Here is a 12744-nt window from a genome sequence, read left to right as displayed (position 1 = left end):
ATCCTCCTATTTCCCTGATAAGATTTCTTGCTCCATCATATTTATAATACTGAATATTTCGTCTTTTTTAGTTTTTAAAGCTGCCTTATTCACAATCATCCGAGCTGATATAGAGTGCATTTCCTCAAATACAATGAGTCCATTCTCTTGTAATGTTTTTCCTGTTTCAACAATATCTACAATTGCATCCGCCAATCCAAGAAGAGGAGCGATTTCTACAGAACCTTCTATTTTAATAATTTCTACATCCTCTCCCTTATCATGAAAATAAGTAGAAGTAATATGCGGGTATTTCGTAGCAATTCTTTTTTTTCGGTAACTCTTCGGATTATACGTAGGAATAGAAGCAACACAAAACTTACAAATCCCCACTCCTAAATCCAGCATTTCATAAATATCTTTCTCGTTTTCCATTAAAATATCTTTTCCAACGATGCCAATATCAGCTACCCCATGTTCTACATAAGTAGCAACATCAACCGCTTTTACTAAAATAAATGAAATATTTGTATTTTTACTTTGAAATACAAGCTTCCGACCTTTATTTTTGAGCTCGGAACAATCAATTCCAATCTGCTCAAAAAGTGGAATGACATGTTTTTCTAATCTTCCTTTCGTTAACGCAATTTGAATGTTACGCATGAAGCCTCTCCTTCTTTCTGGACTACCCATTTCTCATTCCATACATATTCCACTAAATATTCATTCTTTGCCTCAACAACCGTTCCTATTTTATTTTTTCTTGCAAATTGAAAGGTATCGCTTAAATTAGAGAATAGAGATAACCAAGCATTCTTCCCATCCTTTCGAAGTAAATTTCGTAACCTTTCTGCTTCCGCTAATCTATTTAACTCATAATGAATCACAATATCAATTTGATTTCGTTCATATGGTTCTTGCTGCTCTTGCAGCGCCTTCACAATTTGATTTACTTGTACCGCGAGTCCAACAGCTGGCAGCATTTCTCCAAAATTGCCAATTAGCTCATCGTATCTTCCGCCACTAACGATTTCTTCTCCAATTTCATATATATATCCTTTGAAAATAACACCCGTATAGTAATCTAAGTGTTGAATCATGCCCAAATCAATTGATATATAAGAACCATATCCTAACGTTTCAATTGTTTCATACATTTCTTTTATTCTTGCAATTGCCATTTTCATTTCATTACTTGAAGCAAGCTTTTCTGCTTCCTCAATAACTTCTAAATTTCCAAATAGCCTTGGCAATTTCTCAAGTAACCTTACTGTCTCATCGCATCGATTTAATTTCTTTTCTCCGATAAAATTTGAGAGGGCTGCATAATTTTTACTTTCTATATACGTTCTAAGTACCCTTTCTTCTTCATCATGGATGGAGAGTTTTTTTACAATACATTTATATAACTGTACTTGCCCAATCTCAATTGTAAAAGATTGCACCTTCAACTTTTGAAGTGCTTGAATGACACTTATTACACATTCAATTTCAGCTCTTACATTATCAATCCCGATAACTTCAATACCACTTTGTACGATTTCATTATATTTTCCAGAATGGGATTCATTCGCTCGAAATACATTCCCGCTATACGTCACTTTAAGTGGCGTATCCCATCTCTGTGTTCCAATAACTCTCGCTAAAGGAATTGTCATATCTGGACGTAAAACGATAATCCTTCCCTTTTCATCAAAAAATTTATACATCTTCTCTTCATCTATCGGTCTATTTTGAAATGCAAAAACGTCATAAAATTCAATTGTAGGTGTTCTTATTTCTTCATAACCTCTCTCTAAAAAAGTAAGCCTTAATTTTTGTTCTACTTCTTCAATTAACGTACATTCTTCGAATAAATAATCTCTCGTTCCATTTGGATTTGCCCGTTTCCATTTTGTCATCTAAATTTTCACACCTTTCCCCTTCTAATGTATGCCTATTTCATTCCCCTAAGCCGAAAATAAAAAGAGCCTTGTAGACAAAATACCTACAAGGCTCTTCAGTAGAGTGTAGGTACAACGGGAATAACCCTTGTACCTACACGTTTTCACGCTAGGTTCAAGGGTTTCATGTATGATGATGTAGTTGTGTAAGCATTGTAATAGATTGCACGATATTCATAATACTTACTCCCTTTCTCCTCTGATTTTCACATAGTATATAACAGTTAATTTTGAATGTAAATACATTTTTAATATTCCGTCATTTTTTTAATGTAAAGCCACTTTTCTTTCATACTCTTTTATTTCTTGTTCATATTGCATTGTAATACTAATTTCATCTAAACCATTTAATAACTTCTCTTTCCACATTTTCTCGATTGTAAAATGGAATCTATGCGTATTCGTTGTCATTATTTCATTTTCTAAATCAACTGTGATTTGTTCTCTCGCATCTGTTTTAGCAAGTTGTTCACGCATATCTTTATCCATTACAATCGGTAACATGCCATTTTTCATACAATTCATATAAAAGATATCGGCAAATCCTCCAGCGATAATAACGCGGAAACCATAATCAGCAAGTGCCCATGGAGCATGTTCTCTTGACGAGCCACATCCAAAATTATCGCCTGTGATTAATATACTGGCTCCTTTTCTTTCTTGTGCATTAAGCGGGAAATTAGGGTTTTCTTGGCGATTATTATCATATCGCCACTCATCAAATAAAAACTTCCCAAACCCAGTTCTTTCAATTCTCTTTAAATATTGCTTCGGAATAATTTGATCTGTATCAATGTTATCATTCATCAGTACTGCGGCAGTACCTTTATGAATACGAAATGGCTCCATCATAACTCTCCTTTCTAATATCAACAAAATGACCATATAACGCAGCCGCTGCCGCCATTGCCGGGCTAACTAAATGCGTTCGTGCTCCCTTTCCTTGTCTTCCTTCAAAATTGCGATTTGACGTAGAGGCACAATGTTCCCCTTCAGGCACTTGATCTGGATTCATACCTAGACACATTGAGCATCCGGGCTCTCTCCATTCAAATCCAGCTTCTTCAAATATGCGATGTAATCCTTTATGCATCGCTGCTTCTCTTACCCTTTGAGATCCAGGTACAACAAGTGCTCGCACACCTTCTTTTACTTTTTTACCTTTCACGACAGATGCAGCAATTTCTAAATCAGAAAGCCTAGAATTTGTACAAGATCCAATGAAAACATGTTGAACTGGAATGTCATACGTACTTTGTCCGGGACTCAACCCCATATAAGAAAACGCTCTTTCGTCATTTGCATCATGCTTTTCTGGCAATTTCTCATCGATCCGAACACCCATACTAGGATTTGTTCCCCACGTAACGTACGGTGCTAAATCCGTAACATCTACTAGAATATGTAAATCATAAACTGCATCTAAATCTGTATAAAGTTCTGACCATTTTTTCTTAATAGATTCATAGTCTTTCGGTGCATATTTACGCCCTTTTACGTAAGCAACCGTTTTTTCATCTGGTGCAATAATGCCAGCCTTTGCTCCCCCTTCAATTGCCATATTGCAAAGCGTCATCCTCTCTTCCATATCCATAGCATGAATGGCCTCTCCGTAAAATTCCATTACGTAACCTGTTCCAACTGCTACTCCGTACTTTGAAAGAAGGTGTAAAATAATATCTTTCGCATAAACACCTTGCGGTAACTTTCCTTTTAACTCAATGCCCATTGCTTTCGGCTTTCGTTGCCATAACGTTTGCGTCGCCAATACATGTTCCACTTCACTCGTACCAATACCAAACGCTAGTGCGCCAAAAGCACCGTGTGTTGCTGTATGACTATCACCACAAACAATCGTTTTTCCTGGCTGTGTGAGTCCAAGTTCTGGTCCTATTACATGAACGATCCCTTGCTCTTCATCTCCGATATCCGCTAATGGCACCTGAAATTGTTTACAGTTTTCCCGAAGTGTATCTAGTTGCTGCTTCGCAATGCGGTCGGTAATATTCCAAACATCTTTCGTTGGAATATTATGATCCATCGTTGCAAATGTTAAATCTGGTCTGCGGACTGTTCGATTTGTAAGCCGCAAGCCTTCAAAGGCTTGCGGTGACGTTACTTCATGAACAAGATGTAGATCGATATATAATAAATCCAATCCATTTTCATTAGTCACAACTACATGTCTTTCCCAAAGCTTATCTAGTAACCTTTTCCCCATTATCTTCCTCTCCCTACTAACGCTTGCTCTTCCATTTCTTGAATAACTGCCTTTGTAAATGAAGTTGTCGTTTCAGTCCCCCCGATATCTGCTGTACATTTTCCTGATTTAAGGACTGCAGAAACTGCTTCTTCAATTGAATATCCTTCTCTCGTTAATCCGAACGATTGCCCAAGCATCATTGCAACAGAACGCATCATCGCAATTGGATTCGCCTTATTTTTCCCCGCAATATCCGGTGCTGATCCGTGAATAGGCTCGTATAATGAAGGCCCCTTTTCAGCGTGACTTGCTGACGGAAGCATTCCTAATGATCCAGCTAATACTGAAGCCTCATCACTTAAAATATCACCAAATAAATTTTCCGTTACAATAACGTCAAATCTTCCTGGATTCCGAATTAATTCCATAGCTGCTGCATCTACTAAAATGTGTTCTACTTCCACATTTGGGTAGCGAAGTGCTACTTCTTCTGTCACAGTTCTCCATAATTTACTAGACTCTAAAACATTCGCTTTATCAATAGATGTTACTTTTTTCTTCCGCTTATTCGCTAATTGAAAAGCATACGAAACGATACGTTCAATTTCATGGCGATGATACGTAAGTGTATCTGTCGCCACTTCTTCCGTTCGCTCTTTCGGATAAGAAAAATAAATTCCGCCTGTTAATTCACGAACGACAACGAAATCAATTTCATCAGCGTTTTTTAATGGTGATAAATGTGCAGTTGCACTTTCTACCGTTACAGGGCGAACATTCGCAAATACACCGAGTCCTTTTCTTAATGCTAATAATCCTTTCTCAGGCCTTTCTTTCGCACTATCCCACCTTGGTCCACCTACTGCTCCAAGTAAAACCGCATCACTCGCTAAACAGGCGGCAAGTGTTCGCTGTGGTAATGGTTGCCCAGTTAAATCGATAGCAACACCACCAAAGTACTCATCTTGCAAATGAAAATGATGTCCATATAGCCTTTCTACCATATGCAATACTTCCTTCGCACTTTCCATTACTTCTGGACCAACACCATCACCAGCTAAACAAACGATACGTTTTTCCATTTTTAACACTCCTTTTAACTGAATTTTCAGAACTTTAATTTGATAGGTGAGGAAAGCTTCTCTCACCTATCAAATATTTATTTCACAAGCGCTATAAGAGATTTTAATTTCCCTGCTGCATGGACATAAGCTCTCGCCGACGCTTCCAATACGTCTTGCGCAACTCCGAAACCTGATATTTGGTGACTACCTTCTTTTAATTCAACATGAACGTGAGCAAGTGCATCTTGACCTTGTGTAATAGATTGTATGCGATAATCTGCCAATTCACATTCTAATCCTAAAATTCTTTGAATCGCATTGTATATCGCTTCAATACTACCAGAACCAGTGGCTGCATCTTCATATACATTTCCTTCCTCATCCTTCAGCACAACTGTTGCGCATTGTGTACTATTTGATACGAAATGCACTTGTAATTGCGTAATGTTATATTGCTGAGCTGCAAATGCTGCTTCACCAAGCATAAGTGCGCGTAAATCTTCTTCAGTAATTTCCTTTTTACGATCAGCCAACTTTTTAAATGCTTCGAATGCCGCATCTCGCTCTTCATTTGTAAATTCATAACCAAGCTCTTTCATTTTTTCCGTAAACGCATGACGGCCAGAATGTTTCCCAAGTACAAAGAGATTTTGAGATTCTCCTATAAGCGCTGGTTCGATAATTTCATAAGTTGTTACTTCTTTTAAAACCCCGTCTTGGTGAATGCCCGATTCATGAGCAAATGCATTCGCTCCAACGATTGCTTTATTTTTCGGTACAACCATACCCGTTAACCTGCTTACTAATATACTCGTCGCCTTAATTTCTTTTAAAGTCATTGAAGGCTCTGCTTTATAAAAATCTTTTCTAATATGAAGAGCTACCGCAACTTCTTCTAACGCTGCATTCCCTGCTCTTTCTCCAATGCCATTAATCGTTCCTTCTACTTGCAATGCTCCTCCTTCAACCGCAGCTAACGAATTTGCTACTGCCATACCAAGATCATCGTGACAATGACAAGAAAAAATCGCTTTTTCATATGATGGAACGGATTCTTGTAAGTATTTAAAAAGAGAATAATACTCTTCTGGATTCGTATATCCAACTGTATCCGGAATATTAATTACATTCGCTCCTGCTCGAATTGCAATTTCTACTGCTTCAGCTAAAAATGCTCTCGATGTTCTTGTCGCATCTTCTGCAGAAAATTGTACTGTCGGAAATAATGATTTTCCAAGCGTAACCGAGCGATGAATACTATTTAACACATCTTCTTTTGACATACAAAGTTTATATTTCATATGAATATCACTCGTAGCTAAAAATACGTGTAGACGAGGAGATACAGCACCTTTCACAGCTTCATATGCTCTTCGAATGTCACTTTCTTTCGCTCTAGCTAAACTCATAACCGTAGCATTTTGAATTGTATTCGCAATACGTTTTACCGATTGAAAGTCACCTTCGGAAGCTGCCGCGAATCCAGCTTCCATTACATGAATACCAAGCCTCTCTAATTGCCTAGCAATTTGTAATTTCTCTTGTTCATTTAAATTTACTCCTGGTGATTGTTCGCCATCACGAAGCGTTGTATCCATGAACAAAACCTGCTTCATATTATTTAACCCCTACCTTTACTCGCGGCTGTACGAAAGGCATCATTTCACGTAATTTACGTCCAACTACTTCGATTTCATGTTTATTCTCTTTCTCATTTGTCGCATGGAAATTTGGTCTTCCTGCTTTATGCTCTGCAATCCAGCCTCTTGCAAATGTACCATCTTGAATTTCTGCTAATACTGCCCCCATCGCTTTCTTCGTATCTTCAGTAACAACGCGTGGTCCTGATACGAAGTCTCCCCACTGCGCTGTATCTGAAACTGAATATCTCATATTTTCAAGTCCACCTTCGTACATAAGGTCAACGATTAGCTTCAGTTCATGTAAACATTCAAAATATGCAAGTTCAGGCTGATATCCTGCATCAACTAACGTTTCAAACCCTGCTTTTACAAGTGCAGTCACTCCGCCGCAGAGTACAGCTTGCTCTCCAAATAAATCTGTTTCTGTTTCTTCTTTAAACGTCGTTTCTAGTACACCAGCTCTCGTTGCTCCAATTCCGTCAGCATAAGAAAGTGCTTTTTCAGTCGCAACTCCTGTTGCATCTTGATATACTGCAAATAATGCAGGAACAGCCCCGCCCTCGGCGAACGTACGGCGTACGAGATGCCCCGGTCCTTTTGGCGCTACTAGAAATACATCTACATTAGCTGGTGGTTTTACTTGATCAAAGTGAACATTAAATCCATGTGCGAACACGAGGGAGTTTCCAGCCTGTAAATTTGGTGCAATTTCAGCTTCATATACTTCTGGTTGTAATTCATCAGGCAGTAGAATCATTACTACATCAGCTTTTTCCGCTGCTTCTGCTACTGTATATACAGAAAATCCATCTTCATTCGCTTTATTCCAAGACTTACCTTTTCTTAAACCTACTACTACATCAAATCCGTTATCACGTAAATTTTGCGCATGTGCATGACCTTGCGAGCCATATCCGATGATTGCTACTTTCTTTTCCTTTAATACATTTACTGTTACATCTTTCTCATAATAAACTTTTGCCATTTTCATTTCCCCCTATATTTAAATGATTATTGAATTAACATAACTTGCTTATCTTGTTTTTTCATACTACGTGTAAATGCTGTTACACCTGTTCTAGCAATTTCTTTCAAACCGTATGGACGAAGTAATTCAATTAACGCTTCTACTTTGTCTTGCGTACCTGTTACTTGCACAACTATGGAATCCTTCCCAACATCTATTACAGCGGCTCGAAACGGTTCAATTAAACTATATAACTCTGCCCTCGCTACAGAAGTTGCTACTTTAATAAGAGCAAGCTCTCTAGCAATCATCGCTTCTTCTGTAATATCTGATACTTTCAGTACGTCAATTTGCTTATGCAGTTGTTTAATTAACTGCTCCACTTGCTGTTCACTTTCAACGTGTACAACAATCGTCATTCGCGATATATCTGATGATTCTGTATGACCTACTGAAATACTTTCAATATTAAAATGTCTTCGTGTCATAACCCCTGTAATTCGGTTTAAAACACCACTTTGATTTCGAACTGTCGCTGTAACAATTCTCTTCACCCTTTTTCCACTCCCTCCATTTGGTGAACACCTTTTCCTGGCGCAACCATCGGCATAACCTTCTCTGATTGAAGTACACGACAATCAATTACGACTGGCTCTTGTAATTCAATAGCATGCTGGATTTGCTTCTTTGCAAGAAGTGGATCGTCAATACGAACACCTTTTATGCCATATGCATTCGCAAGAGCGACGAAATCTGGTTGGCATGGTAATAAAGAATGTGAATATCTTTGATTGTAAAATTCATCTTGCCATTGTCTTACCATTCCTAAAGCTTCATTATTTAAAATAAATACTTTAACGGGTAAAGCGTGTTCTTTTAATACACTTAATTCTTGTAGAGTCATTTGAAACCCAGCATCACCAACAATTGCAATAACTAATTCTTCAGGCTTTGCAATTTGCGCACCGATTGCTGCTGGAAATCCAAACCCCATCGTTCCTAATCCACCAGAAGTTACCCATTTATCTGGATTTTTCAGCGGATAATATTGGGCTGCCCACATTTGGTGTTGCCCAACGTCTGTTGTTACAATCGCTTCTCCCTTCGTAATTTCATATAACATATCAATTGCGTATTGGGGCTTAATACTTTCAGAATTTCTTTTATAAGAGAATGGATATTGTTCTTTTCTCCCCTTTAATAAAGTGATCCATTCATGATGATTTTCTTTTCCCCCTTCTGGTTCAAGTAATACTTCCAATGCCCGCTTAGCACTTGCAACAATAGGAATTTCAGTTGGTACATTTTTCCCGATTTCTGCTGGATCGATATCGATATGCGCAACAGTAGCCCCTTTAGCAAAATAAGCTAAATTCCCTGTAAGCCGATCATCAAATCTCGCGCCTATATTAATGAGTAAGTCACATTCATATAACGCCATATTGGCTGTATAAGAACCATGCATTCCTCCCATCCCTAGAAATAGTTCATCATCTGGTGGAAAACCACCAAGACCAAGTAATGTATGCACAACAGGGATTTCATATTTACGAGCAAAATTTGTCAATTCTTTCGAAGCTTTCGCATGCAATATACCCGCTCCAGCTAAAATTAACGGTTTTTTTGCGGTTTCAATTACTTTGAGTAATTTGTTTATTTGAAGTAGATTCGGTTCATAATTAGGGTTATATCCCGGTAAATCCATTTGTACATTGCTACATTGCTCACCTTTCTCGACTACCATATCTTTCGGAAGGTCAATAACGACTGGTCCTGGTCTTCCAGTTTTAGCAATATGAAATGCTTCTTTAATAATTCGAGGTAAATCTGAGGCCTTTCGCACTTGATAGTTATGTTTTGTCACTGGCATCGTAAGTCCCATAATATCTGCCTCTTGAAAAGCATCGCTCCCAATTAACGTTGTTGCTACTTGGCCTGTAAATACTACAAGTGGCAATGAATCAATCATCGCATCAGCTAGACCCGTAATTACATTTGTAGCACCTGGCCCACTCGTTGCAATTACAACCCCTGGATGCCCTGTAATTCTGGCATACCCTTCAGCAGCGTGAATTGCCCCTTGCTCATGCCTTGTTAAAATATGCGGAATTTCACAATCATACAATGCATCATAGAGAGGTAAAACGGCACCACCCGGATAACCGAAAATCACTTCTACGCCTTCCTTTTCTAGCGCTTCTAACAATAGCTGTGCACCAGTTGCCAGTTTCTCTTCCGTTTTTGAAGACATTGTTCTTATAAGCCCCCTTTTTCAAACTTTTATACAATAAAAAAATCCTACGTCCACACTCCAGCTATGTGCTGAAGGGACGAAAGATTTCGCGGTACCACCCTTCTTCGCAAGAATACTCTTGCCTCAGTGATCCATAAATGGATCTAGCTAATAACGGAGCTACCGTCTAAGCCTAGACAAATGCTTTAGCTTAGCACTCAAGGGCGATGTTCGTCGACGTGAACCATCGGTTTTCAGCAACCACCGACTCTCTGTGAGGCTTCACAATCAACTACTCCTCCCTATCAACGCTTTCTTATGTTAAAAAAGTTGTTATCCAACTTTATTTTCTTCGTAAATTTTCTCTCCATCTTCTACAACTAACTTACGAAACTCTTTTAATAAACGGTTCGTATGTGGACCTGTTTGCCCTAAGCCAATCGTTCTACCATCTACTGTCGTAACAGCAATCACTTCAGCAGCTGTTCCTGTTAAAAACACTTCATCAGCTACATATACATCATGTCTTGTAAATAACTCTTCTCTTACGTCATACCCAAGTTTTTCGCCGATTTCTAAAATGGCGTTTCGTGTAATACCTTCTAACGCTCCAGCAGAACTTGGTGGTGTAATTAATTTATTTCCTTTAACAATAAACACGTTATCTCCTGATCCTTCAGCTACATATCCTTGATCATTTAACATAAGTGCTTCTTGTACTCCAGCTAATTTCGCTTCAATACGAACTAAAATATTGTTTAAGTAATTTAAAGATTTTACTTGAGGGGATAAAACATCGGGACGATTTCGGCGCGTTGCAACTGTTACAACTGGAATCCCTTTCTCATAATATTCTTGTGGGAATAAAGATAATTGTTCTGCAATTACTACTACATTCGGCTTCTTACATGAATCGGGATCCAATCCAAGATTTCCTGCTCCTCTTGATACAACAAGGCGAATGTATCCATTAGATAATTTATTTTGTCGAATCGTCTCAACAACAATATTTGTTACTTCATCTAATGAATATGGAATTTCTAAAAGGATTGATTTTGCTGATTCATACAGCCGGACAAGATGCTCTCTCAAACGGAAAACATTACCGCTATAAACTCTAATTCCTTCAAACACTCCATCGCCATATAAATAGCCATGATCATATACTGAAACTTTTGCCTCATCTTTTGGAACAAATTCTCCATTTAAGAAAACCCATTGCTCATTCACTAGAAGCGCCTCCTATGTTCTATGAATTTTTTATTGTTTCCTAGTTTACTCTCCTTTCTAAATAAATCAAGTGAATTTTTAGAAAATTTATAATTTTTAATCATACGTACTTCTTTGCTTATACTGATTTAACAACATTGTTAACGTTTACAAAAAGTCAAAAAATTTTTTTCGCCAATTTCCACTAAAAAAATATTTGTTTAAAAGAAGGATTTTCATCAATTGATACGAATCTATTGTATTCAATAAACGGACGTCCGATTTTATAAATCCGGGGATATATAACGACTTTTGCTGAAAAAGGGGGAAAATAACAAAAATAGCGCTGTCTAAAAATAACATTCATATTTTTCATTTCGTAATCATAATCCTATTTTTAAAAAACAATTTGTCAAAATAAAGGAGGAAATAAATATGGCGTGTGTACAAATTAAAGGAACGAGACAAGAGGTAGTAGAAATGCTGCAATTATTTGATCTAATGGATACGAAAGGTTTTTGTAAATTCGATAATTACGTAGAGGTAGAACCAAATACGAAAGAACATAATTATTTTATTGCTTCAATCGACATCCATTCAAATACTTCTTCAGCACAAGATACATTAAACGATCAATTCGTTAGTCAAATGCTTACTGGCGTATATAACGACTAAACAAAGATTTACTTCCTACCGTCTTTTCATAAATATATGCAGTGAACTTGAGCATACTAGCAATTAGATGGTAGGAGGTGATAATTATGGCTAGAATTGGCGTTGAAAACTCATTAACAGACGTTCAACAAGCTCTTCAACAACAAGGTCATGAAGTTGTTACACTTAACTCAGAACAGGATGCACAAGGGTGTGATTGTTGCGTTGTAACTGGGCAAGATTCTAATGTGATGGGCATTGCAGATACATCAATTAAAGGATCAGTCATTACAGCTCACGGTTTAACAACGGATGAAATTTGTCAACAAGTTGAAAGTCGCACTTAAAAAATGAAAGAGGACTCCTTTTAAAAGGAGTCCTCTTTTTTATATTCACCTAACGGGAAAGTAACATATACTGGATGAAAGCCCTACCTCTCTCTCATCATTACGGTTCCACTGACCGCTCCTTGATTCACTAGTATACATATATAGCTTACAAATACAATTTATAGGGTTTGTTCACAAAAGTTGTTGATAAAATTACCCGATCTTTCGCAAACTTTTCGTATTGCATTCATAAGAGATATTTACTTTACACTAGCTGTAACCGAGACACGAATTAAAATTTTAACACCAATACAATAACTTGTCAACTTTTTTCCGCAAATTAAAAACAGACATTAACGGTTTGTCTGTTTTAGAATGGAGCTTTTTCTTTTATTACATATACAACAAAGCCGCTTACTAACATAAATAAGCCAACTACTAAGTTTTTGATATTAATCATAAATTCCTCTCCCTTATTCCACACATCATATATATTTACATTTCAATTATTCCGATCATC

13 protein-coding genes and 1 other annotated feature are annotated in these 12744 nt (G+C 37.5%); of the genes, 2 read left to right on the top strand and 11 right to left on the bottom strand.

The genetic code is table 11. The features are described 5' to 3' along the window. Positions 1-6 precede the first annotated feature (6 nt). From hisG to ilvE, 10 genes are all read right to left on the bottom strand, one after another. Positions 7-642, bottom strand: coding sequence for an ATP phosphoribosyltransferase (gene hisG / locus DN407_RS06935; RefSeq protein ID WP_001244485.1), 636 nt, complete (start codon positions 640-642; stop codon positions 7-9). After that, entirely contained in the window at positions 618-1880 is a 1263-nt protein-coding gene (locus DN407_RS06930; RefSeq protein WP_000170293.1) for an ATP phosphoribosyltransferase regulatory subunit, read from the bottom strand. The genes hisG and DN407_RS06930 overlap by 25 nt, the downstream gene beginning before the upstream one ends. A gap of 309 nt (positions 1881-2189) precedes the next feature. Further along, a complete protein-coding gene (gene leuD, locus DN407_RS06925; RefSeq protein WP_000433189.1) occupies positions 2190-2771 on the bottom strand; it encodes a 3-isopropylmalate dehydratase small subunit in 582 nt (193 codons plus the stop codon). After that, entirely contained in the window at positions 2749-4143 is a 1395-nt protein-coding gene (gene leuC, locus DN407_RS06920) for a 3-isopropylmalate dehydratase large subunit (RefSeq protein WP_149216136.1), read from the bottom strand. Before leuC ends, leuD begins: the two co-directional genes overlap by 23 nt. Beyond that, the gene (gene leuB, locus DN407_RS06915; protein ID WP_000415386.1) at positions 4143-5207 is read right to left on the bottom strand and encodes a 3-isopropylmalate dehydrogenase; all 1065 of its coding nucleotides are present in this window, start codon (positions 5205-5207) and stop codon (positions 4143-4145) included. Before leuB ends, leuC begins: the two co-directional genes overlap by 1 nt. A 77-nt stretch (positions 5208-5284) precedes the next feature. Next, the gene (gene leuA / locus DN407_RS06910; RefSeq protein WP_000815753.1) at positions 5285-6805 is read right to left on the bottom strand and encodes a 2-isopropylmalate synthase; all 1521 of its coding nucleotides are present in this window, start codon (positions 6803-6805) and stop codon (positions 5285-5287) included. 1 nt (position 6806) lies between these two features. Continuing rightward, the gene (gene ilvC, locus DN407_RS06905; protein WP_001151747.1) at positions 6807-7817 is read right to left on the bottom strand and encodes a ketol-acid reductoisomerase; all 1011 of its coding nucleotides are present in this window, start codon (positions 7815-7817) and stop codon (positions 6807-6809) included. A gap of 26 nt (positions 7818-7843) precedes the next feature. Beyond that, positions 7844-8353, bottom strand: coding sequence for an acetolactate synthase small subunit (gene ilvN, locus DN407_RS06900; RefSeq protein WP_000822952.1), 510 nt, complete (start codon positions 8351-8353; stop codon positions 7844-7846). Next, on the bottom strand, positions 8350-10050 hold the full coding sequence (gene ilvB / locus DN407_RS06895; RefSeq protein ID WP_000095832.1) for an acetolactate synthase large subunit: 1701 nt from the start codon (positions 10048-10050) through the stop codon (positions 8350-8352). The genes ilvN and ilvB overlap by 4 nt, the downstream gene beginning before the upstream one ends. A gap of 72 nt (positions 10051-10122) precedes the next feature. Then, positions 10123-10350: a binding site (T-box leader), on the bottom strand. Between the two features lie 15 nt (positions 10351-10365). Further along, positions 10366-11262: a branched-chain-amino-acid transaminase gene (ilvE, locus tag DN407_RS06890; RefSeq protein ID WP_149216135.1), complete on the bottom strand. Its 897-nt coding sequence runs from the start codon at positions 11260-11262 to the stop codon at positions 10366-10368. 414 nt (positions 11263-11676) lie between these two features. Between ilvE and DN407_RS06885 the strand changes: the two genes are divergently transcribed. Both DN407_RS06885 and DN407_RS06880 read left to right on the top strand, forming a co-directional pair. After that, positions 11677-11916 (top strand): DUF3911 family protein, encoded by a 240-nt coding sequence (locus DN407_RS06885; protein WP_149216134.1) that lies wholly within the window; start codon positions 11677-11679, stop codon positions 11914-11916. 86 nt (positions 11917-12002) lie between these two features. Beyond that, positions 12003-12242, top strand: a complete 240-nt coding sequence (locus tag DN407_RS06880; protein WP_000101022.1) for a YkuS family protein — start codon at positions 12003-12005, stop codon at positions 12240-12242. A gap of 352 nt (positions 12243-12594) precedes the next feature. Here DN407_RS06880 and DN407_RS06875 read toward each other — a convergent pair whose 3' ends face one another. Beyond that, positions 12595-12684 (bottom strand): hypothetical protein, encoded by a 90-nt coding sequence (locus DN407_RS06875; protein WP_000608227.1) that lies wholly within the window; start codon positions 12682-12684, stop codon positions 12595-12597. Positions 12685-12744 lie beyond the last annotated feature (60 nt).

The organism is Bacillus sp. JAS24-2 (assembly GCF_008274905.1).
Taxonomy (GTDB): Bacteria; Bacillota; Bacilli; order Bacillales; family Bacillaceae_G; genus Bacillus_A; species Bacillus_A cereus.
Note: the sequence above shows the minus strand (reverse complement) of the source record. Positions and strands in the feature narration are given on the sequence as shown.